Below are 22,856 nucleotides of genomic sequence, written 5' to 3' on the forward strand. Positions count from 1 at the left end.
ATTTTGAATAATAAAAACCCCCTCTTCTTTCAAGAGGGGGGCCAAACAAATTATCGGGCGTATTTTTTGAACAGCTGAACTGCTTCCTTCGGCACGTAGAAGGATCCATTGCTTTCAACAATCACGCTGTCTAATTCATATTCCTTTCCGTTGATTCTGATGAGGTTTTTGTTCACCGGCATTTCGGCTTTCCCTTTTTTGCGCGATGCGACAAGAACTGGATTAGCCGGATCTTTCTGATCGATCGTTACGCTGGCTCCGGCTTTTTTAAATGCCTGTTTTGCTTCGATAAATAATTCGTTTGTTAATTTGTCTAAGTTGAAGCCCATTGCTTTTGCCATCGTTTTAGCGATGCCGGTGTTATCGACGAGCCCCTGCGGCTTTTCGGGACCGTACGAATACAGGAAGACATCTTCACCTGTATGACCGCCTGTTGTGAATCCGATGTTGGCTCGGTTGCTGAGCAGCTTGGTGAATAATGAAGCCGCTTCTTTTTTGTTTTTCACGCTTTTCAGCTGTTCCTTCTCTGCCGGCGTTAAATCATCAAGTCCGTAAAGCTTTGCCGCTTCTTCGATATTCGATAAATCGTCTTTTAATTTGCCGGTTGCGCCTTCCACCGTCATTTTAGCCTTTTTCAGCGGATCGATATATGCTGATACCGGCGTTGTGTCATAGCCTTTCGTCGTGTTGCTGTTGCCGATGGAGATGCCGCTGTTGCCGTGGTCTGAGACGGCAATAACCATTGTATGTTTGTCTTTTTTAGCGAATTCAAGCGCTTCTTTCACCGCGTTATCAAATGCCAATACATCGCTGATCATGCCGATCGGATCGTTTTGATGCGCTGCCCAGTCAGGCTTGCTTCCTTCCACGAATAAAAAGAAACCGTCCTTGTCTTTAGAAAGCGTCTGAATCGATTTTTTCGTCATCTCCGCAATCGTCGGCTGCTCTGGATGCGTTGCACGGCGGTCCATGTCATACGCGAGATCGCGCTGTGAGAATGCGCCCCAAATTTTTTTCGATTTTGACTTGAGGAGCTGATCTTTCGTTTCAACAAAATCGTACTTTTTATCTTTGAGCACTTTGACAAGGTCTTCACCGTCTTTGCGGCTTTTATCCTTTGTCCCCGGCTGAAGCGATTCTTTTCCTCCGCCAAGGACAACGTCCATGTTTTGATAAACCTGCTGTTCACCGAGTACTTCAAAGTTATTGCGGTCCTTATGATGGCCGGAATAGCCGGCAGGCGTCGCATGCTGAATTTCAGAGGTTGCAATAATGCCAGTTGCTTTTCCCTTCTGTTTGGCGCCTTCCAGCACGTTTGCCACAGGCCGGTATTGATCTTTTTTACCGACCTTCTCGACACCTGGTGTATTCACCTTTGAAGGCAGCACTCCAATATAGGAAGAATTTGATTTTCGTCCCGTTGCCATCGCAGTTGCTGCAGGTGCAGAATCAGTGATCGCCGATTCTGCCGAATGCGTCCGGACACCGCCGCTGACAATCTGGTCCATCGCGAGCGGTTCGCCTTTATACCAGCGTGCCAATGTTGTTGCAGAAGAGCTTGTTCCATCCATGACCATCATGATCACGTTTTTGACCTTTGGTTGTTCCTTCTTTTTCGCTGTTTCCATTGCTGCACTGCCTGTTCCCGCTGATCCTAAAGCGACTGCGCCTGCCAGTGTAATGCCGACGATTCTGTTGCGTAAGAAACCCATTCTTATGTACTCCCTCCATAACCGCTTTTTGTTGACAAACCTACACTATCATTGCTATGTAAACAGCACTTTTGCTTTCTATTAATCTTATGTAAATTTTTTTGGGCTTATGATGAAAAGAAGGCACCCCGCCTTCTTTTCATCCTTTTCCAGCTTGGAATCCCGGGTATTTCGTCATTCCGCCGTCCACATACAGCGTCAGGCCCGTCACATAGCTCGCTTCTTCGGATGCGAGCCAGGCCGCGCAAGCCGCGACTTCCTCCGGCTTTCCGATATACCCGATCGGAATCAATTCAACAACGCCTTTTTTCAATTCGGGATCAGCGAATTTTTCGGCGTTAATCGGCGTATCGATCGCACCGGGTCCGATCGCATTTACCCGAATTCCTTTCGGGGCATATTCAAGGGCAAGGGTTTCCGTCAGCAGTTTTGCCCCGCCCTTGCTTGCCGCATAATGGACAAAATGCGGCCACGGGATTTGCTGATGGACGCTCGACATATTAATGACCGAGCCTTTAATATTATGATCGAGCATATAGCCGATCGCTTCCCGGCATCCTAAGAACATCCCTGTCAAATTAGTTGATATGACGCGGTTCCAGTCTTCCAGAGACAAATCCTCAGAAGGTACTTCATTTTCCACCCCCGCGTTGTTCACCATCACATCAACGGAACCGAATGAATCAACGGCCTGTCTGATCAGCGCTTTTACATTGTCTTCTTTTGAGACATCTCCTTGAACGGCAATCGCGCGCGCTCCACTGTTTTCTATTTTCTTCACCGTCTCTTCAGGATTTTCTTCTTCCTTGAAGTAATTGATCACTACATTGGCTTTTTCAGAACCGAAGCGAAGTGCCATCGCTTTTCCAAGACCTGTACCCGCCCCTGTAATAACCACCGTTTTTCCCTCTAAACTAGGATACATGGGTTAATTCCTCCTTATTGAAACTCTCTTTTGAGTAGGTTTCCACAGAAGCGCTTAAACATGCATCCTTCCGAAATCAAAAAACCGCAAGCTTTTCAGCTTGCGGTTTTACATCTTATTTCATCCACTCAGTGTGGAAAATGCCTTCTTTATCTGTACGCTCATACGTATGTGCGCCAAAGTAGTCGCGCTGCGCCTGAATCAGGTTGGCCGGCAATGTCGCAGTGCGATAGCTGTCAAAATAAGCGAGAGCGCTTGAGAAGCAAGGTACAGGAATTCCTTGTTCAACCGCAAGAGAAATCGTTTTGCGGAGAGCGCCCTGATAGCCTTCAACGATATTTTTGAAGTAAGGATCAAGAAGCAGGTTGTCAAGCCCCGGATCGCGGTCATACGCTTCTTTGATTTTTTGCAGGAACGCCGCGCGGATGATGCATCCTCCGCGAAAGATCATCGCGATATCGCCGTATTTCAAATCCCAGCCGTATTCTTCTGATGCGGCTTTCATTTGAGCGAAGCCCTGTGCGTAAGAACAGATTTTGCTCATGAAGAGTGCTTTTCTGACCGCTTCGATCAGCTCTTCTTTGTTCTCGGCGGCCGGTTTCGCTTCAGGACCTGTCAGAAGCTTGCTTGCTTTGACGCGCTCTTCTTTCATGGAAGAAATGAAGCGGGCGAAAACGGATTCCGTAATGATCGGAAGCGGCACGCCCAGGTCAAGAGCGCTTTGGCTCGTCCATTTTCCTGTGCCTTTTTGACCTGCTTTATCGAGGATGACGTCAACGAGCGGCTTGCCAGTTTCCTCGTCTTTTTTCGTGAAAATATCAGCCGTGATTTCGATCAGATAGCTGTCAAGCTCTCCTTTATTCCACTCGGAGAAGACTTCGTGAAGCTCATCTGAAGACAGACCGACAATGTGTTTCAAAATAAAGTATGATTCTGAGATCAGCTGCATGTCTCCGTATTCGATGCCGTTATGAACCATTTTTACATAATGGCCGGCGCCATCTGGACCGATGTATGTCGTACACGGTTCGCCGTCTACTTTTGCAGAAATCGCTTCAAGAATCGGCTTGACAAGCTCATGGGCTTCTTTTTGTCCGCCTGGCATGATAGAAGGACCTTTCAGAGCGCCTTCCTCACCGCCGGAAACACCGGTGCCGATGAAGTGAATGCCGCTTTCGGCCAGCTCTCTGTTTCTTCTCTGCGTATCTTTATAATATGTATTTCCGCCGTCAATCAAAATGTCGCCTTTTTCAAGATGAGGCAGGAGCGATTGAATCGTTGCGTCTGTCGGTGTTCCAGCTTTGACCATCAACAGAATTTTGCGCGGTTTTTCAAGAGATTGAACGAACTCTTCAATGCTGTATGTACCGACAACGTTTTTGCCTTCGGCTTCTTTCAGAAACTCTTCCGTTTTCTCGCTTGATCTGTTGTAAACAGAAACCGTAAACCCGCGGCTTTCAATGTTTAGAGCCAAGTTTTTTCCCATTACTGCTAAACCAACTACACCTATTTGTTGTTTTGCCATGTCTAACGTCCCTTCTAAAGCGTTTAGCATTTTAGTTTAATTTTTATTTAAATTGAAATTACCACACTTTGACCTACATTTTCAAGCTATTGATCTTGTCTCTCGTCCTGGAAAAAATCTTTGTTAAAGCTTGTTCCGCTCGTCTTGCTTTCTTTTTTCACGATCCTGATCCCTTTTTTGATGAGGTCTGTTCCATATTTTTCATTCAATTCGGCCATCACTTTTTGGATCGGCTCATCTTTGGCATCCTCATGAAACGAAAATAAATCAAGCTGTTTGACGGCTTCCTTCCGATTGACGAGGTCTGTTCCCGTCACGCCTAAAAGTCTGACAGGACTTCCGTGCCAATGCTGCCTGAAAAGGGCTTTCGCTTCCTTCGCAATATCTTCTCTTGAATCGGTCGGATTCAGAAGGGTCTTGCTTCTGGTTATGTTTGTCCAATCCGCAAAGCGGATCATGATGAAAACTTTTGCTGCCATGACCTCTTTTCGCTTCAGCCTGTCGCTTACTGAGACGGAAAGCTTGTCAATCAGGCCGCACAATTCCTTCTCATCTGTGCTGTCATACGGGAGAGTCGAGGAATTGCCGACGCTTTTGAATTCGTATATCCTGTCGGGATTCACCTCTCCGGTGTCGATGCCGTTTGCCCTCCTTTTTAAACGGGGGCCGTTGATACCTAGGAGGCGCTTTAAAGCATACTCATCTGCGGCAGCCAAATCGCCGATCTTGCCGATATCAAGCGTCTTGAGCTTTTCAGCGGTTTTCCGGCCGACTCCGTACATCTCGCTGATGTCCATGGGCCAAAGAATCCGGGGCACTTCGCGCTTTCTCAATATCGTAATGCCGAGCGGTTTTTTCATATCCGAAGCCATTTTGGCCAGGAATTTATTCGGAGCGATCCCGATGCTTGACGGAAGAAGCAGTTCTTCTTGAAGGCGCTCTTGAATTTCCTTCGCCGTTTCATATGCCCGATTTCTGTATGGCGTGTCCGTTAAATCCATGTACCCTTCATCAATGGAAACAGGCTCGACAAGGTCCGTATACTCCCTGAGCACTTGAAACATTTCTCTTGAAGAGCTTCTGTAGCGGTCGAAATTCGGCGGCTTGACGATCAGCTCGGGGCAGAGCCGCTTCGCTTCCCAAAGCGGCATAGGCGGTTTTACGCCGCGTGCTCTCGCCTCGTAGCTGCACGTGACGACGATGCCTTTCCGCTCCTTTGCATTTCCCGCGATGGCGAGCGGCCTGCCTTTCAGCGAAGGGTCATACGCCATTTCAACAGACGCGTAAAAGCTGTTCATATCGATATGAAAGATGACTCTTCCCTTTTGTTTATCAGCAGACAAAACGGCTCCCTCCTGGTACTCAGATTAGACATCCCGGCATTCATATAGTAAGATGTTAAATGAAACGGAAGTGATAATAGATGATTCTTGAATCTTTCAACGATGCTTTTTTACTGTTTGAGTTTTTCACAATCGTCCTTCCCGCACTGACGGCGATCGGTATCGCCCTCATCCTAAAGGACTGCAGTACGGGCGACAGCTGGAAAACGAAACGGTTTGAAGAATATCATGCAATACAGTTTGTTTCTGCAATCGATTTTCTTATCATCCTATATCATCGCATTACGGTATGGATAAGTAAAGTCATTCGCATGAAAGCTTCATCGAACGACGATGAAGACCACCGTTCCCTTCTTCTTTCAATTTAAACGGGAAAAGGTGTCCGGCAGACGGGCCCTTTTATTCAGAAGGAGGAGAACGTGTTGAACACGAAATTAAAACAATTGTTTGCGACTGCAATGTTTTTGATCATGACCATGTTTATAGGTGAACAAGCTTCGGCAGCCACCGGCAGTACCGGAGGAAGCGACAACTTCTTCCAACACTATGTCGTGGGGCCTTTTTCAGAGCTGATTAAAGGAATCGCCGGATTTTTCCACGGAAACTACGGACTGTCGATTATTTTTGTGACCATCATCGTCCGGGTTCTCGTCTTTCCGCTGTTTGCCAACCAGTATAAAAAACAGCGGGCCATGCAGGAAAAAATGGCGCTTGTCAAACCTGAGCTGGATGCGATTCAAAGCAAGCTAAAAAAGACGAAAGATCCTTTGAAGCAGAGGGAAATTCAGCAGGAGATGATGCAGCTTTACCAAAAGCATAACATCAATCCGCTGGCGATGGGCTGCCTGCCGATGCTGATTCAGTTTCCGATCCTGATCGGTTTTTATTATGCGATCCGCTCGACGCCCGAAATTGCTTCACACTCTTTTCTCTGGTTTAACCTCGGGCATTCGGATATTATCGTATCTTTATGCGCCGGGTTCATGTATTTTATCCAGTTCTATGTGTCTCAAAAGCTGAACGCACAGAACGCCCAAACAAATCCGGCGGCTCAGCAGTCCGCCAAAATCATGGGCTTCTTTTTCCCTGTGATGATGACGATCTTTTCGATCAACGTCCCTGCAGCCCTGCCGCTGTACTGGCTGACAAGCGGACTGCTTCTGACGATTCAATCCGTCGTTCTTCATCAAGTTTACCAAAAAAACAAAAAAGCCATTCAGCCTGCTGAATCGGCTACAAAATAAAAAAGCTTGCGCCTTTAAAGGCGCAAGCTTTTTTGCGTTTCCCTTCCATCTTCTCGATCGCGACTTCAGGTAGTGTGACCGTTTCCGCTGAAACCATCGGCTCGAGCTGAAACGGTCCCTGTAAAAACCCGCCTTTATGACGGGTTTGCTACTTCCTCAATAATGGCAACAACCATTTCTGCAGTTTTGACAAGTTCCTCAATCGGCATTTTTTCGTTTTTCGTATGGATTTGTTCATATCCGACTGCAAGGTTTACAGTCGGAATGCCGTGTCCTGCGATGACGTTCGCATCGCTTCCTCCGCCGCTCGTCAATAGCTCGTACGGACGGCCGATTTTCCCGGCGGCTTTTTTGGCGATTTCAACGACGAGATCCCCGTCTTTGTATTTAAAGCCCGGGTACATGACTTCGATTTCCACCTCGGCTCTGCCACCCATTTCAGCGGCGGCTGCTTCAAACGCCTGCTTCATTTTTTCGGTCTGCTTTTCCATTTTTTCCGGAACAAGCGAACGGGCTTCAGCGAGAATGTCGACCTGATCGCAGACGATATTGGTTTGCGTTCCGCCCTCAAAGCGGCCGATATTAGCCGTCGTCTCCTCGTCGATGCGGCCAAGCGGCATTTTGGCAATCGCTTTTGAAGCGATCGTGATCGCGGAGACTCCTTTTTCCGGCTCTACTCCGGCATGAGCCGTTTTTCCGTAGACAGTTGCTCTAATTTTCGCCTGTGTCGGCGCTGCTACGATAATATTGCCGACCTTCCCGTCGGAATCAAGCGCATATCCGTAATCGGCTTTGATCAGCGATCGGTCTAAAGCTTTCGCTCCGACAAGCCCCGATTCTTCGCCGACCGTAATGATAAACTGGATCGTTCCGTGCGGAATGTTTTTTTCTTTCAACACTTTTACGGCTTCGAGCATCGCTGCAAGGCCTGTTTTGTCGTCAGCTCCCAAAATCGTTGTGCCGTCTGTTTTGACATATCCGTCTTCAATGACCGGCTTCACCCCTTTTCCGGGCACGACGGTATCCATGTGGGATGTAAAGTAAATCGTGTCCGCCTCTTTCGTTCCAGGAAGCGTGCACACGAGGTTTCCCGCTCCGTGCCCCGTTTTTGGCGCGGTGTCATCCTCCACGACATCCATTCCAAGAGCAGCAAATTTTTCTTTCAGCACCTTGCAAATATCAGCTTCGTGTTTTGTCTCGGAATCAATTTGCACAAGTTCTAAAAACTCTTCTAACAGGCGTTTTTCATTCATGCTAGTTTCCCCTCCATTTTTAAAGCGGTATATTTCCATGCTTTTTGTCCGGCCGGATTTCTCTTTTGCTCTTCAGCATGTCAAACGTTTGGATCAGCTTCTTCCGCGTCTCTTTCGGATCGATGATATCGTCTACCATGCCGTATCTTGCAGCGGCAAAAGGGCTTGAAGCGTGCATGCATTTCCGGATTTTTTCCTCGCGGGCGGCCCGCGGGTCTTCCGACCGTTCGATTTCCTTCGCGAACAGCACATCTGCAGCTTCCGAGGCGCCCATCACTGCAATTTCTGCATTCGGCCAAGCAAACACGGCATCCGCTCCAAGCGCCTTGCTGTTTAAAGCGACATATGCTCCGCCGTATGCTTTTCTTAAAATGACCGTCACCTTGCAGACGGCGGCTTCCGCATACGCGTAAAGGATTTTAGCGCCGTGTCTGATCACCCCGCCGTGCTCTTCGCGTATTCCCGGAAGAAAGCCGGGGCAATCCACCAAAGTCAAAATCGGGATCTGAAAGGAATCGCAAAAACGGATAAACCGGGCGATTTTGTCAGCCGCATCCATGCTGAGGCTTCCGGCTAAATACTTCGGCTGGTTGGCCACGATCGCCGCCGTTTCCCCCGCTATCCTTGCAAAACCGATCACCGCGTTTTTGGCAAAGTGGCGCTGCACTTCAAAAAATGTTCCGCTGTCTGCGATTTCCGCGATGATCTGTTTGATGTCATACGGCCGCTGACCGTCTTCAGGCAGAATCGTCATTAAATCAGGCCTTATCTCATCGTCTTTCGCCTTTCTCGCCTTAGCCGGGGGCTTTTCTTCGTGATTCTGGGGGATGTAGGACAAGAGCTTGCGCACCTCACTGAGGACGGCCTCATCGGAATCCCCGGAAAAATGGGCATTCCCGCTGATTGAATTATGTATATAGGCGCCCCCCAATTCTCCGGAGCTGACAGCTTCGCCTGTCGCCGTTTTGATGACTTTCGGACCGGTAATGAACATCTGTCCGGTTTTTTCGTTCATAAAAACGAAGTCGGTCAAAGCTGGAGAATAAACCGCGCCGCCCGCACAAGGGCCGAGAATGACAGAGATTTGCGGAATGATGCCTGAGCAAAGGACATTTCGGTAAAAAATATGACCGTATCCATCTAATGATAGCACACCCTCTTGAATTCTCGCACCACCTGAGTCGTTCAGACCGATGAAAGGGGCCTTATTTTTGAGGGCAAGATCCATGACGGCCGCTATTTTTTTGGCGTGCATTTCTCCGAGCGCTCCGCCGGTGACGGTAAAATCCTGGGAAAACAGATAAACGGGCCGCCCGTCGATTTTTCCGAATCCCGTGACAACCCCGTCGCCTAACGGGCCGCCGGACTGCCGGCTTCTGGCAAAAGCATTCAGCTCAGTGAACGTTCCCTCATCAAGCAGAAGATCGATTCTCTCTCTGGCGGTGAGCTTGCCTTTTTGCTTCTGCCTGTCGATCCGTTCCTGCCCGCCCCCAAGCAAAGCTTGTTGACGGCTGTTGTTTAAATCGTCGACTCTTTCAAACATATTCATCGTGTTCTGCCCCTTCTCTATTTGATTCTTACACGAAACTTGTCCGATGAAAAAAAGCAGTATAAAATAATGGGAGATTAAAAAACAGAGGTGAAAAGCTTGTCTCGAAAATTCATCAAATTCATGGTTATTTTAATGATCGGCGTCATGGTGCTGACGACTCTGCTTACCGGACTCAGCATGATTTTTTAATACAAATCATGAAAGCAGGCGGCTCTTTTTGCGGAGAAACGCCTGCTTTTTTTCAAGCCCGGACTTCCGCAGGAATAGAAAAAACCGCACGGGTTTCCCCCTGTTCCATTAGATTGACCAATGAAGGAGAAACTCATGCGGTTATGCAGGAGATTTAATTCCTTTAAAGTAGCTCTTAATCACAAGATACTGTTCCATTTCGCCGAGAAAATTGAAAAGAGCAGCGCGCGCTTCAAATTCTTCGCGTGTCGTCGGCAGCTCCATCTCATCAATTTCCTCTCTCATTTTCACGAGCCGCTTCAAAAACTTATGAGCCGTATTGCCGGGATGGATGGCTCCTCTTAAATCATGAAGAAACGCTGCGATCATATGCCCCTGTTCAACCGTCATCGAAATCGACGTGATTTTCGGCAGGACCCTTTCGATAATTTCAAACTGCTTTTCTCTCATTTTAAAGTAGTGATAATAGAGATTTTCGTGCCTGAGAAAGTGATTTTCCACATCACGGTATGCCAGGGTCTTCGCTTCATTGATCAAACGGTGCGTCTCAGGAATCTCTTTTCCCGTCCAGTCCTGTTCCCCGGTCAGCAAATAGCGTTCGATTTCTTCAAAAATCTTGGCAAAGTTATCTTCGATTTTCTGCTGATACTGTTTGAGCTCTTTATCGAGGCTCGGCATGTACAAATTCATCAGCAGGGCAACGCCGATTCCCGTAATGATGATGAGGCATTCATTCCAAATGAGAGAAAGGGTGATCCCTTCTGACATATAAAGATGAAGAATGATGACCGAACTTGTGACGATTCCTTCTTTTATTTTCAGAAGAACGGTTGTCGGAATAAAGAACAGCAGCATCAGACCGATGACAGCCGGATGATAGCCGATCAGTTCAAAAAACGCGTATGAAAAAACGATCGCAAGAATGCATGCCGCAAACCGGGCCCATGATGCCTGAAGGGACCGCTTTTTCGTCACTTGAATACAGAGGATCGTGATGATCCCTGTCGACACAAAATTATGAAGGCCGAGCAGCTGTGCGATATAGATGGCCAATGCTGTGCCAAGCGCTGTTTTTAATGTGCGATAACCTATTTTAAACATCGTTAACCCCAATCTTTTCTGCTAGTCTTAGTGAATAAAAAAGAAGAAGATCAGCATCTTCTTCAGCTTATTTTATAGTATTTTCTCTAAAAAGTCTTGAGCTCTTTTCGATTTTGGAGAAGAAAAAAACGCTTTAGGATCATCGTCTTCGACAATGGTTCCTTCATCCATGAAAAGCACCCTGTCGGCGACTTCTTTGGCAAAGCCCATTTCGTGCGTCACGATCACCATCGTCATCCCGGTTTTCGCCAAATCCTGCATCACCTGAAGCACTTCTTTGACCATCTCAGGATCAAGGGCCGATGTCGGCTCGTCAAACAGCATGATGTCCGGATTCATCGCCAGCGCCCTCGCAATCGCAACGCGCTGCTTTTGCCCCCCTGATAAACGGTTCGGATAATCATCTTTTTTATCGATAAGCCCCACTTTCTCAAGCAGTTCTTCCGCTTTTTTCGTTGCTGCCTGTTTGCTTTCTTTTTTGACATGGACAGGTGCATACGTAATATTTTCAAGAACCGTTTTATGCGGAAACAAATGAAAATGCTGAAAGACCATGCCGATGTTCTCTCTGATTTTCAGCACATTTGTTTTCGGTCTTGTAATCTCTTGATCCTGAATGAAAATGCTGCCCTCCGTCGGCTTTTCGAGCATGTTTAAGCAACGCAAAAACGTGGACTTGCCTGAGCCTGACGGACCGATGACAGCGGCTACTTCGCCTTTTTCAAAGGAAACGGAAATATGTTTAAGCACCTCGTGCTTTCCGAAAGATTTTGAGAGATTGCGAACATTAATCATTGACATTCAGCTTCCTTTCAATCGCTTTGCCGACAAACGTCAGGATCAAAACGAGCACATAGTAGATGAGACCCGCAAACAGCATCGGCTCAAGCGGGCTGTAGATCGCCGCTCCCGCCTGATAGCTTCGTCTCATAATATCGCCGAGTCCGATGACGGTGACAACAGCCGATTCCTTTGTCAGTGTAATCGATTCGTTGATCAGCGCTGGCATGATATTTTTAAAGGCCTGCGGCAGCAAGAGATCCTTCATCATCTTTGCATACGGGACGCCCAGCGCCATCGCCGCTTCTTTTTGCCCTTTGTCGATCGCATTGATTCCGGCTCTGATGATTTCTGACACATAAGCGGCGGAATTTAAGCCGAATGCGATGACGGCCGCCCAGTAAGCATCAATATCGAAGCCCAGCACCTGAGGCAGCCCGTAATAGACGATCATCAGCTGCAGAACAAGCGGTGTCCCCCGGAATATGGAAGTGTAAAAATCGGCAATCCATGCGAGGGGCTTGATCGAACTGATTTTTAAAAGCGTAATCAAAACCCCCAGCAAAAATCCAAGCACGGCCGCAGCCGCGACCACTTTTAAGGTGACGCCCAAGCCTTCCAAAATGAAAGGCATCTCGGGTATTGTACTAGAAAAATCAAGAAAATTCATGTGACTCTCCCTCTCCCGCCTCATCATCAAAGAGGCGCACATCGCTTTAGAAAAAAAAGTTCAACAAAAAGTTGAACTTTTCACGCTTACTTTTTCGTTTCTCCGCCGAACCATTTTTCTTTCAGCTTTTCAAGTTCTCCGCTTTTCTCCATTTCTTCAAGCGCTTTGTTGAACTTCTCGGTCAAATCGCTTCCCTTTTTGAAGGCGATCGCGGAGCCGGCTTTTTCATCCGGTTCTTTCGGCAGATTGTAGCCAACCAGTTCTTCATTTTTATTAATATATTTTTCGGCAACGATATCCTCTATGATTGCTGCGTCAAAGCGGCCCGCTTTGATTTCTTCGGTTAAATCCGAAATGCGGTTGCGGTTTTCAACTTTTAAATTATAATCCGGCGTAAGCTCCTTCGCTTTTTCTTCCTGAATGGAGCCAAGCTGCACGCCGACCGTTTTTCCTTTCAAATCGTCAAGCGATTTGATGCCGCTTGATTTTTTTGTAACGATCATGTTGTGAGCCGTATAATAGACGTTTGAAAAATCGACCTGCTTTTTGCGTTTAGGCGTCGGCGTCATTCCTGAAAGCACGATGTCGACTTTGTTTGTTTTAAGAGCGGTCACCAGGCCGTTGAAGTCCATGTCTTTCACTTCGATTTCATGGCCCGTTTTTTTAGCCAGTGCATTGGCCAGATCAACATCAAAACCGACAATCTTATCTCCGTCTTTCGATTCAAAAGGCGGGTAATCGGCTGAAGTTCCCATCACCAATGTTTTTTTATCAGCAGAACTGCTGCTCGTCCCGCATGCAGTCAATGCAAATGTGACACATGCTGCAACTACCAGTAACATCCATTTTTTCATGTTGTGTATCCCCCTGAACCTTTTTTGAATATTTATTCGTTGATATGTATTTTAAACATTTTCTAGGCCAGATGCAATACCATTTTGAAAAATAACTGAAAAACCTTCAAACAAGCATTTAAATACCAATTGAAAGCCTGTGTTTTTATCTTTCCGATTGCATATAAAAAGAATTTTTATACATAGAAAAAGCCTGCCACTGTTTTGGCAGGCGGTATTTCCTTTACCTTATACTTCTTCACAGTATTCTTCAAACAATCCTTGAAGCTTAGTGATGACAGCCATCGGCTCATAGCCTTCAATTTCATGGCGTTCGACCATTTTTAAAATCTTGCCGTCTTTTAAAAGGGCGAATGACGGAGAAGAAGGCGGATATCCTTCAAAATATTCCCTTGCTCGAGCCGTCGCTTCTTTGTCTTGTCCGGCAAAAACGGTGACGAGATGATCCGGGCGCTTATCGTAATGAACCGCATGATGTGCGGCTGGTCTTGCAATTCCCCCTGCACAGCCGCAGACTGAGTTGACCATCACAAGCGTAGTGCCTTTTTTCGTGAGCGCTTCATCGACCTCTTCAGGCGTTTTCAATTCGGTGTAGCCGGCAGCCGTTATTTCCTGTCTGGCTTGGCGCACGACATCATTCATAAACAGATTAAAATCCATGTTCACTTTAAGATCTCTCCTTTTTAGCCGCTTTTAGCATGATGCTAAAGGCGCTGTTTGCTCATCTGTTCTAATGATACTTTGAAACCGTCCGGACCGCAAATCAGGCGATTCGTGTTCCTTCAGGTTTATGGCGCGGGCAGCCCGGGGAAAAATAAGTAAAGACTCTATCAAATAAAGGAGCACCTTTATGAACCGAAAGAAAGCAATGCTGATTTACAACGGAAATGCAGGACAAAAAAATGTTGAAAAAACACTCGGTGCTGCCGTACCGGTTCTTTCACAGGCTATAGACGAACTCATCGTGAAACCGACGAGAAAAAAACGTGATGCATTCGAATTTTGCCGGGAGATCGGGGAGGATATCGGGCAATTGTTTATATTAGGCGGTGACGGAACGGTACACGAATGCATTAACGGCATCAGCCAGCTTCAAACTAAGCCAGATATCGGCATCCTCCCGGGCGGCACATGCAACGACTTTTCGAGGGCGCTCCGCATTCCCCAGAACATTGAAAAAGCGGCGGAAGCGCTCGTCAATGGAAATCCTGTCCCGGTCGATGTTTTAAAAGCAAATGATCATTATTGTCTCAACTTTTGGGGCATCGGTTTGATCACGGAAGCTTCCAGCCATATCAATCAAACGGAAAAAGCGCTGCTCGGGAGAATCAGTTATTTTACAAGCGCACTGCGGACCATCTCCAATCTTGAGCCTTTCTCTTTCCGCCTGTCGATCGACGGAGAAGAGTTTACTGACGAAGCGGTCATGGTGGTCGTGCTGAACGGACCATTTATCGGAACGAACAAGATCCCCCTTCCGCAGCTGAGCATTAACGACGGAAAAGCGGACATCCTCGTCTGCCGGAATACGAATCTGGCTGCATTGAAAGAGCTTTTTGCAATGGATGATCCCGAATGGGATTCCTTTGAAGGCGAGCTCTCCTATTATCAGGGGCAAACCGTTCAAGTTGAAACCGCCCTTCCAATGGAAGCCGATACAGACGGCGAAATCTGCACAAAAACGCCGGCTTCAATCGAGGTGCTAAACGGGCATCTCCGCATGCTCGCCCCCTTAGAAAAAGAAAAAAGCTGACCCTTAACGGGCCAGCTCTTCTTTTTTAATAAATGGAAGTATGATCATCGATTTGTTCCAAAATCTCTTTCACACGGGCAAGGAATCTGCCGCAAACAAGGCCGTCAAGCACTCTGTGGTCGAGGGATAAGCACAGGTTCACCATATCTCTGACCGCGATCATGCCATGCTCCATGACGACGGGACGCTTGACGATCGATTCAACCTGCAGGATGGCAGCCTGCGGATGGTTGATGATCCCCATTGACTGAACCGATCCGAACGAACCGGTATTGTTGACCGTGAACGTACCTCCGCTCATATCCCCGCTCGTCAGCTTGCCGCTTCTGACCTTATGAGCCAGTTCGGAGATTTCTCTCGCGATGCCTTTAATCGTTTTTTCATCGGCATGCTTGATGACAGGAACGTATAACGCATCGTCAGTCGCTACGGCAATTGAGATGTTGATGTCTTTTTTCTGAATGATTTTATCTCCTGCCCACATGCTGTTCATTTGCGGGAATTCCTTCAGCGCCTGTGCGACCGCTTTGACAAAGAACGCGAAAAAGGTCAGGCTGAAGCCCTCTTTCTTCTTAAATTCGTCCTTTATTTTGTTGCGGTAGCTCACAAGACTTGTGACATCCACTTCCATCATTGTCCAGGCATGAGGGATTTCATGCTTGCTTCTGACCAAGTTGGTCGCAATCGCATGACGGATTCCCGTCACAGGAATCTCGACGTCTCCAGCCGCACTTTGAAGCGGTGCAGGTTGAGGGGCCGCTGGCGCCGGTTTTTGGGCGGGCTCACTCGCTCGCGCGGCATCTGTATCCGGCTGTTTTTCCGGCTCCGCATCAGCTTGAGGAACAGCTCCGGAAGCAATGATGCGCTGGATGTCTTTTCTTGTGATCCGTCCGCCGGCACCAGTACCTTCCACCTGCTCCAAATCGATGTTGTGCTCTCCGGCAAGTCTCAGCACCGCCGGGGAATAACGTTTTTTCTGAGATGTATCTTTCTCCTCCGGTTTGGCCGGCTCCGCCTCCGCTTGATCCGGCTTGGAGACAGCCTCAGCCTCAGGTTTCGCTTCTTCGTTTGTTTCGACTTTGCAGATGACGTCTCCGACTTGCAGAGTTTCGCCTTCCTTCCCGACAAGCTCGGTAATCGTTCCCGTGAACGATGAAGGGACTTCAGCATTGACCTTATCCGTCATCACCTCAGCAATCGGATCGTATTTGTTGACGTGATCTCCGACGCTGACGAGCCATTTGCTGATGGTTCCCTCCGTCACGCTCTCCCCGAGCTGCGGCATTGTCATTTGTTCCACTGCCATACGATATGTCCTCCTTCGCTATATTAAAACTCAGCCAATTCTCTCATCGCTGCTTCCGCTTTATCCGGATTGACCATAAAGAATTTTTCCATTGTAGGAGCATACGGCATTGCCGGGACGTCAGGGCCCGCCAACCGCTTAATCGGCGCATCCAAATCGAACAGGCAATGCTCTGAAATGATCGCGGCTACTTCACTCATAATGCTGCCTTCCTTCGTATCTTCGGTCATCAGAAGCACTTTGCCCGTTTTGGAAGCCGCTTCAATAATCGCTTCCTGATCAAGCGGATATACTGTTCTTAAATCAAGGATATGTGCGGAAATCCCGTCTTTAGCAAGCCGCTCGGCAGCCTGAAGGGCAAAATGGACGCACAATCCGTATGTGATGACGGTAATGTCTTCGCCTTCCCGCTTCACATCCGCCTTTCCGATCGGCAGCACATAGTCGTCACTCGGCACTTCGCCCTTGATCAGCCGGTACGCACGTTTATGTTCGAAGAACAGGACAGGGTCGTCATCGCGGATGGCCGCTTTCAAAAGCCCTTTGACATCATAAGGTGTCGAAGGCATGACGATTTTCAGCCCGGGCTGGTTGGCAAACACGGCTTCAACCGACTGTGAATGGTACAGTGCGCCGTGCACGCCTCCGCCGTAAGGTGCGCGGATGACGATCGGACAATTCCAGTCATTGTTAGAGCGGTAGCGGATTTTTGCCGCTTCCGAAATAATCTGGTTGACAGCCGGCATAATAAAATCTGCAAACTGCATTTCAGCGACCGGTCTCATCCCGTACATGGCAGCCCCGATTCCGACGCCGGCAATTGCGGATTCCGCCAAAGGCGTGTCCATCACCCGCTCTTCGCCGAACTGGTCGTAAAGACCGGCTGTCGCCTTGAACACACCGCCTTTTTTGCCGACATCCTCCCCTAAAACAAAGACGCGGGAATCCTTTTCCATTTCTTCTTTCATAGCCAAAGTGACAGCATCTATATATGACATAACTGGCATTGTTCTTCCCCCTTACTCCGCATAAACATGCCGCAGCGCATCTTCCGGATCTGCATAAGGTGCATGTTCAGCATAATCTGTTGCTTCATTGACGATGGTTGTGATCTCATCCGACATTTGCTTCTCAGACTGGTCGTCCAGAAGCCCTGTTTCTTTTAAGTAATGCGCGAATTTGTTAAGCGGATCATTTTTCTTCGCCTCCGCCACCTCTTCGCGCTCTCTGTAGCTTCGATCGTCATCATCGCTGGAGTGCGGGGTCAGCCGGTATGATATCGTCTCGATTAATGTCGGACCTTCGCCTCTTCCGGCACGTTCCCTTGCTTCTTTAACCGCTTTGTAGACTTCAAGCGGATCATTTCCGTCAACGGTCACGCCGGGCATGCCGTAACCGACTGCGCGATCGGAAATGTTTTCACAAGCCACCTGCTTTTCGTAAGGAACCGAGATGGCGTATTTATTGTTTTCACACATGAAAATGACGGGAAGCTTATGCACGGCGGCAAAGTTCGCCCCTTCATGGAAGTCCCCCTGGTTTGAAGAGCCTTCGCCGAACGTCACAAAAGTCGCGATATCTTTCTTGTCAAGCCTTCCGGCAAGCGCTACACCAACCGCGTGCGGAACTTGCGTTGTCACCGGCGAAGAGCCCGTGACGATCCGGTTTTTCTTTTGACCGAAGTGGCTCGGCATCTGCTTTCCTCCCGAATTCGGATCCTCGGCTTTTGCAAACGCCGACAGCATTAAATCTTTTGCCGTCATTCCAAAAGCAAGCACAACGCCCATATCTCTGTAATACGGAAGCACATAATCGTTCTCACGGTCTAAAGCGAAGGCCGCACCGACCTGGGCGGCTTCCTGTCCTTGACAAGAGATGACAAAAGGAATTTTGCCTGAACGGTTTAAGAGCCACATCCGCTCATCGAGTTTTCTGGCTAAAAGCATGGTTTTGTACATGTCGATTGCTTGTTCATCTGTTAATCCAACTGCTTCATGACGGTTATTGCCCATTTTTTTCACTCCTTCATGCTTTCTAAAAATGAATCGCCTTTCCATCTACGGCAAGGGCGGCTTCTCCGATCGCCTCCGACAGCGTCGGATGCGGATGGATCGTTTGTCCGACTTCCCACGGGGTGGCGTCAAGCACCTTTGCCAGGCCGGCTTCAGAGATCATGTCTGTCACATGCGGGCCGATCATGTGAACGCCCAAAATATCATCTGATTCGCGATCGGCGACGATTTTGACAAAGCCGTCCGTCTCACCGTACACGAGCGCTTTGCCAATCGCCTGAAACGGAAATTTGCCTACTTTGACGCTCTTGCCCTGCGCCTTCGCCTCATCCTCTGTCAAGCCGACCGATGCGGCTTCAGGACTTGAATAGATGCATTTTGAGACAAGCGAATAATCGATGGCGTGCGGGTTCTCGCCAGCAATATGCTCAACGGCCGTAATCCCTTCGTGGGAAGCAGCATGTGCAAGCTGAAGGCCGCCGATCACATCTCCGATCGCATAGATGTGGGATTCTTTTGTCTGGTACATGCTGTTTGTCACGATAAAGCCGTTTTCCACTTGGATATCTGTGTTTTCCAGACCGATCCCTTCAACATTTGCCTGCCTTCCCACCGATATGAGCAGTTTCTCAGCGGAATAGGTCTGTTTTTCTCCGTCTTTTTCAGCTTGAATGCTGACCGTATCGCCTTTCGCCAATGTGTCGGGCAGCACTTTCGCTCCCGTGATGATCGTGATGCCTTTTTTTTCCAGCTGCATCTGCATTTCTTTAGAAATATCGGCATCTTCCGTCGGCAAAATCCGGTCTGCATACTCAATGACGGTCACGTCAACACCGAAATCGCACAGCATGGAAGCCCACTCGATTCCGATGACACCTCCTCCGACAATCAGCATGGAAGCCGGAAGCTGCTCAAGTTCAAGCGCTTCGTCGGATGACAGTACGTTTTCCCCGTCAAGCTCAAGCCCCGGCAGCGACCTGGGCCTTGAGCCTGTGGCGATAATGACGTTTTTCGGTATGAGCATCTCATTCTCATCCCCATTCGCCATCTCAACGGAAACCGTCCCCGGGTTCGGGGAAAAAATCGACGGCCCGAGGATCCGTCCGATTCCTTCGTAAACATCGATCTTTCCTTTTTTCATCAAGTGTTTGACACCGTTGTGCAGCTGGTCAATTATTTTTTGTTTTCTGCTTTGAACTTGAGAAAACCGCAGGCCGACTTCAGAAATGACCACTCCGAATTCGTCCGCCTTTTTTGCTGTCCTGTAAACTTCCGCGCTTCTAAGGAGCGCTTTCGACGGGATGCAGCCTTTATGAAGGCAGGTGCCGCCGAGTTTCCGCTTTTCAACGACGGCTGTTTTCAGTCCCAGCTGCGAAGCTCTGATGGCAGCCACATAGCCGCCGGTGCCCCCTCCAAGAATCACGAGATCGTATTCAGTTGCCATGACTTTCCCTCCTCTGGTTCGGATACTGTTTCGCCTCTTCCTCGCCGTTCAATACGCGAAATGCACCTTCAGCCAATGCTTGAAGCTCATTTTCTCCCGGAAAGACGACGACATCCGAAATCCAGTCTATGTATTGTCTGATCGAGGTAACAAACGATTTTCCGTACGCCAGTCCGCCTGTCAAAATAATGACATCGACTTCGCCTTTTAAGACGGCGCTGGCCGCCCCGATTTCTTTGGCGATTTGATAAGCCATCGCTTCATAGATGAGCGCAGCCTTTTGATCGCCTTCCTTGATCATTTTCTCAACTTTTACCGCATCTGTCGTGCCGAGATAGCCGGCAAGCCCTCCGCCGCCGACAAGCATTTTCATCAGCTCGCCTTTTGTATATTCGCCGGAAAAGCACATATCGATCAGATCGCCCGCAGGAATGGTTCCGGCCCGCTCTGGACTGAGCGGACCTTCCCCGTGAAGGCCGTTGTTGACATCGATCACCCGTCCGTGGCAATGGACGCCGATCGTAATACCGCCTCCCATGTGGGTGATGATCATTTTCATATCTTCATACCGCTTCCCGAACTGCCAGGCCGCTTTCCTCGCGACAGCTTTTTGGTTGAGCGCGTGAAAAATACTGCGCCTTTCAATGGCCGGCGTGCCGGAAATTTTTGCGACAGGGGCCATTTCATCCACAACAACGGGGTCGACGATAAAAGCGGGAATATTTAATCCGTCGGCAATCTCCCTGGCGATAATGCCCCCGAGGTTTGACGCATGCTGCCCCGCATAGCCGTTTTTCAAATCGACGATCATCGCGTCATTGACTTCGTAAGTGCCGCCTTCAATCGGTCTGAGCAGCCCTCCCCGGGCGCAAACGGCATCCAATTTAGAAATATTGATTCCCTGTTCATGCAGGGTTTCGAGTATCGCCTGTTTTCTGAACGAATATTGATCAATAATGGTTTGGTATTGCTGTAACTCAGCCTCGTCATGACGGATTGATTTTTCGAAAATCGAACGGTCATCATGAAAAACGCCGATCTTTGTAGATGTTGATCCCGGATTGATGACGAGAATACGTTTTTCCTGTACCTGCATTGATATAAAACCTCCAATAGCGAATAGGGGTTATGATCTTAACGTCTGCTTAAGATGTGATGGCCGTTTTGCAAAAATTGACTTCTCGATTGGCGCATGCGCTCAATACGTTCTTCCGCCAAGCGGTCAGCGGCCAAGTATGTCGGAATGCGGTCGCGATTTGAAATTTCAAGGACGCGTTCAATGTTTCCGTAGATGCCTTCGACTTTTTTCAGCGCACGCTCCGAATTATATCCGTAAAGCTCGTCAGCGACATTGATGACACCGCCGGCATTGATGACATAGTCAGGGGCATAAACGATACCCATGTCGTGAATTTGATCCCCGTGGCGGGTTTCTTTCAGCTGGTTGTTGGCTGCCCCGGCAATCACTTTGGCTTTCAGCTGCGGAATCGTATCATCGTTGATTGTCGCTCCGAGGGCACACGGCGCATATATATCGCATTCCTGTGAATAAATATCATCCGGATCGACGGCACGGGCGCCGAATTCGGCGACTGCGCGTTCGACCGCTTCTTTATTGATGTCAGTCACGATCAGTTTTGCGCCTTCTTCGTGGAGATGACGGCACAGGTTGTAGGCCACGTTTCCAACGCCTTGGACGGCAACGGTTTTGCCTTCAAGCGAATCTGTCCCGAAGGCCGCTTTTGCAGCCGCCTTCATCCCTTTATATACCCCGTAAGCCGTTACCGGAGAAGGATTGCCTGATGAACCGAAAGCAGGCGAAATGCCTGTAACAAAATCAGTTTCGTCATGAATGATGTCCATATCTTCAACGGTTGTACCGACGTCTTCCGCGGTGATGTATCTGCCGTTCAGCCCTTGAATGTAACGGCCGAAAGCGCGGAACATTTCTTCGTTTTTATCTTTGCGCGGATCGCCGATAATAACGGTTTTGCCTCCTCCGAGGTTCAGTCCGGCCGCCGCGTTTTTATAGGTCATTCCCCGCGCAAGGCGCAGCGCATCTTCAATTGCGGCTTCTTCACTTTCGTATGTCCACATTCTCGTGCCGCCGAGAGCCGGCCCGAGCGTTGTATCATGAATCGCGATGATCGCTTTTAATCCGGACTGTTTATCTTGGCAAAATACCAATTGCTCATAGTCATACTGTTCCATATATCGAAATAGTTCCATTTTTTATTCCTCCTCTTGTCGTGCTTCAGACGTACACAGTGCCAAAGCAATCGAATACAGCTTGTTTTCTGCGGAATCGGCCCTGCTCGTCAAGGCGATGGGCGCTTTCGCCCCTGCCAAAATGGCTCCCACTTTCGCACCCGCAAAATGAATCAATGATTTGTAAAGGACATTGCCTGTTTCAATTGAAGGAACAAGCAGGATGTCGGCCTCGCCCGCAACGATTCCGGAAATGTTTTTATGCCGGGCTGCAAGCGGTGAGATCGCGTTATCCAACGCGAGAGGCCCGTCAACGATGCAGTTTTTGATTTGGCCCCGATGATTCATCTGCGTCAAGGCAGCTGCATTCAATGTCGCTTCCATTGCGGGATTTACGGTTTCCACCGCGGCGAGACAAGCGGCTTTCGGCATTTGCACGCCGACCGCTCTCGCCACGCCGACTGCGTTTTCTAAAATCTGTTTCAGCTCGTCAAGCTTGGGGCTGATATTCATTGCCGCATCTGTTACATAAATCAGCCTCTCAAACCCGCTGACTTCAAAAGCTGCTACATGTGACAGCACGTGCGAGGAACGGAGCCCGTACTCCTTATTCAAAACGGCTTTTAATAGCACGGCTGTCGGGACATTCCCCTTCATGAGAACATCAGCATTTCCGCTTTTGACAGCTTGAACGGCAATTCTCGCCGAATCCGCCGGCGATTCCGAATGAATGATATCCACGTGCCGTTTTGAAATGTTCTGTTCTGTCATCATATGCCTGATCTTTTCTCTGTGCCCAATCAGCAAGAACCGGGCAAATTGTTTGTCGACCGCAAGTTTGACCGCTTGCAGCACTTCGTCATCTTCTGCATGTGCGACGGCGACCGTTTTATTGTCAAGCTCCGCCGCTTTTTGCAATAATTGTTTCAGCTTCATAGTACCCACCTTTCTTAGCAAACATCCGCCCACTATATCATGCAAGTTT

22 protein-coding genes are annotated in these 22,856 nt (G+C 48.6%); 4 read left to right on the forward strand and 18 right to left on the reverse strand.

What is annotated here, in order from left to right:
* Window positions 1-50 precede the first annotated feature (50 nt).
* From ACH97_RS20740 to ACH97_RS20755, 4 genes are all read right to left on the reverse strand, one after another.
* The gene (locus tag ACH97_RS20740) at window positions 51-1,712 is read right to left on the reverse strand and encodes an alkaline phosphatase (protein ID WP_020452100.1); all 1,662 of its coding nucleotides are present in this window, start codon (window positions 1,710-1,712) and stop codon (window positions 51-53) included.
* 139 nt (window positions 1,713-1,851) lie between these two features.
* Window positions 1,852-2,637, reverse strand: a complete 786-nt coding sequence (locus tag ACH97_RS20745; protein WP_020452101.1) for a glucose 1-dehydrogenase — start codon at window positions 2,635-2,637, stop codon at window positions 1,852-1,854.
* Between the two features lie 115 nt (window positions 2,638-2,752).
* Window positions 2,753-4,162: an NADP-dependent phosphogluconate dehydrogenase gene (gene gndA, locus ACH97_RS20750; protein WP_020452102.1), complete on the reverse strand. Its 1,410-nt coding sequence runs from the start codon at window positions 4,160-4,162 to the stop codon at window positions 2,753-2,755.
* Between the two features lie 86 nt (window positions 4,163-4,248).
* Complete coding sequence (locus tag ACH97_RS20755) at window positions 4,249-5,505, reverse strand: DNA polymerase IV (protein ID WP_020452103.1); 1,257 nt, start codon at window positions 5,503-5,505, stop codon at window positions 4,249-4,251.
* 80 nt (window positions 5,506-5,585) lie between these two features.
* Here ACH97_RS20755 and ACH97_RS20760 point away from each other — a divergent pair, with 80 nt between their 5' ends.
* Together ACH97_RS20760 and ACH97_RS20765 are read left to right on the forward strand one after the other, a co-directional pair.
* Window positions 5,586-5,873, forward strand: a complete 288-nt coding sequence (locus ACH97_RS20760; protein WP_020452104.1) for a hypothetical protein — start codon at window positions 5,586-5,588, stop codon at window positions 5,871-5,873.
* Window positions 5,874-5,963: 90 nt separating this feature from the next.
* Window positions 5,964-6,749 (forward strand): membrane protein insertase YidC, encoded by a 786-nt coding sequence (locus ACH97_RS20765; protein ID WP_229029995.1) that lies wholly within the window; start codon window positions 5,964-5,966, stop codon window positions 6,747-6,749.
* Window positions 6,750-6,883: 134 nt separating this feature from the next.
* Here ACH97_RS20765 and ACH97_RS20770 read toward each other — a convergent pair whose 3' ends face one another.
* Together ACH97_RS20770 and ACH97_RS20775 are read right to left on the reverse strand one after the other, a co-directional pair.
* Window positions 6,884-8,002 carry a tripeptidase T gene (locus ACH97_RS20770; protein WP_023855148.1) on the reverse strand — a complete coding sequence of 373 codons (1,119 nt, stop codon included), beginning with the start codon at window positions 8,000-8,002 and terminating at the stop codon, window positions 6,884-6,886.
* A 19-nt stretch (window positions 8,003-8,021) separates the two neighbouring features.
* The gene (locus ACH97_RS20775) at window positions 8,022-9,551 is read right to left on the reverse strand and encodes an acyl-CoA carboxylase subunit beta (protein ID WP_020452107.1); all 1,530 of its coding nucleotides are present in this window, start codon (window positions 9,549-9,551) and stop codon (window positions 8,022-8,024) included.
* 90 nt (window positions 9,552-9,641) lie between these two features.
* Here ACH97_RS20775 and prli42 point away from each other — a divergent pair, with 90 nt between their 5' ends.
* On the forward strand, window positions 9,642-9,743 hold the full coding sequence (gene prli42, locus ACH97_RS23555; RefSeq protein ID WP_230368212.1) for a stressosome-associated protein Prli42: 102 nt from the start codon (window positions 9,642-9,644) through the stop codon (window positions 9,741-9,743).
* A 141-nt stretch (window positions 9,744-9,884) separates the two neighbouring features.
* Here the strand turns inward: prli42 and ACH97_RS20780 are convergent, their stop codons facing one another.
* From ACH97_RS20780 to ACH97_RS20800, 5 genes are all read right to left on the reverse strand, one after another.
* Entirely contained in the window at window positions 9,885-10,844 is a 960-nt protein-coding gene (locus ACH97_RS20780; protein ID WP_020452108.1) for an aromatic acid exporter family protein, read from the reverse strand.
* A gap of 72 nt (window positions 10,845-10,916) precedes the next feature.
* Entirely contained in the window at window positions 10,917-11,639 is a 723-nt protein-coding gene (gene artM / locus ACH97_RS20785; protein ID WP_023855151.1) for an arginine ABC transporter ATP-binding protein ArtM, read from the reverse strand.
* On the reverse strand, window positions 11,632-12,294 hold the full coding sequence (gene artQ, locus ACH97_RS20790) for an arginine ABC transporter permease ArtQ (RefSeq protein WP_020452110.1): 663 nt from the start codon (window positions 12,292-12,294) through the stop codon (window positions 11,632-11,634). The genes artM and artQ overlap by 8 nt, the downstream gene beginning before the upstream one ends.
* An 86-nt stretch (window positions 12,295-12,380) precedes the next feature.
* Complete coding sequence (artP, locus tag ACH97_RS20795; protein WP_023855152.1) at window positions 12,381-13,148, reverse strand: arginine ABC transporter substrate-binding protein ArtP; 768 nt, start codon at window positions 13,146-13,148, stop codon at window positions 12,381-12,383.
* A 228-nt stretch (window positions 13,149-13,376) separates the two neighbouring features.
* Window positions 13,377-13,814: a BrxA/BrxB family bacilliredoxin gene (locus ACH97_RS20800; RefSeq protein WP_003183325.1), complete on the reverse strand. Its 438-nt coding sequence runs from the start codon at window positions 13,812-13,814 to the stop codon at window positions 13,377-13,379.
* Window positions 13,815-13,998: 184 nt separating this feature from the next.
* Here ACH97_RS20800 and ACH97_RS20805 point away from each other — a divergent pair, with 184 nt between their 5' ends.
* Window positions 13,999-14,901 (forward strand): YegS/Rv2252/BmrU family lipid kinase, encoded by a 903-nt coding sequence (locus tag ACH97_RS20805; protein WP_048350550.1) that lies wholly within the window; start codon window positions 13,999-14,001, stop codon window positions 14,899-14,901.
* Between the two features lie 25 nt (window positions 14,902-14,926).
* Here the strand turns inward: ACH97_RS20805 and ACH97_RS20810 are convergent, their stop codons facing one another.
* The 7 genes from ACH97_RS20810 to yqiS are packed head-to-tail and all read right to left on the reverse strand — an operon-like array spanning window position 14,927 to window position 22,807.
* On the reverse strand, window positions 14,927-16,207 hold the full coding sequence (locus ACH97_RS20810; protein WP_048350551.1) for a dihydrolipoamide acetyltransferase family protein: 1,281 nt from the start codon (window positions 16,205-16,207) through the stop codon (window positions 14,927-14,929).
* 23 nt (window positions 16,208-16,230) lie between these two features.
* Window positions 16,231-17,214 carry an alpha-ketoacid dehydrogenase subunit beta gene (locus tag ACH97_RS20815; RefSeq protein ID WP_048350552.1) on the reverse strand — a complete coding sequence of 328 codons (984 nt, stop codon included), beginning with the start codon at window positions 17,212-17,214 and terminating at the stop codon, window positions 16,231-16,233.
* Window positions 17,215-17,226: 12 nt separating this feature from the next.
* Window positions 17,227-18,219, reverse strand: coding sequence for a thiamine pyrophosphate-dependent dehydrogenase E1 component subunit alpha (locus ACH97_RS20820; protein ID WP_095323519.1), 993 nt, complete (start codon window positions 18,217-18,219; stop codon window positions 17,227-17,229).
* Between the two features lie 22 nt (window positions 18,220-18,241).
* Window positions 18,242-19,663 (reverse strand): dihydrolipoyl dehydrogenase, encoded by a 1,422-nt coding sequence (lpdA, locus tag ACH97_RS20825; protein WP_048350553.1) that lies wholly within the window; start codon window positions 19,661-19,663, stop codon window positions 18,242-18,244.
* Window positions 19,653-20,759: a butyrate kinase gene (buk, locus tag ACH97_RS20830; protein WP_048350554.1), complete on the reverse strand. Its 1,107-nt coding sequence runs from the start codon at window positions 20,757-20,759 to the stop codon at window positions 19,653-19,655. Before buk ends, lpdA begins: the two co-directional genes overlap by 11 nt.
* Window positions 20,760-20,797: 38 nt before the next feature.
* On the reverse strand, window positions 20,798-21,892 hold the full coding sequence (bcd, locus tag ACH97_RS20835) for a branched-chain amino acid dehydrogenase (RefSeq protein ID WP_048350555.1): 1,095 nt from the start codon (window positions 21,890-21,892) through the stop codon (window positions 20,798-20,800).
* Window positions 21,893-21,895: 3 nt separating this feature from the next.
* Window positions 21,896-22,807: a phosphate butyryltransferase gene (gene yqiS / locus ACH97_RS20840; RefSeq protein WP_023855157.1), complete on the reverse strand. Its 912-nt coding sequence runs from the start codon at window positions 22,805-22,807 to the stop codon at window positions 21,896-21,898.
* Window positions 22,808-22,856: the final 49 nt, after the last annotated feature.

Origin of the sequence: Bacillus paralicheniformis, assembly GCF_001042485.2 — a bacterium.
In the GTDB taxonomy this organism is placed as follows: domain Bacteria; phylum Bacillota; class Bacilli; order Bacillales; family Bacillaceae; genus Bacillus; species Bacillus paralicheniformis.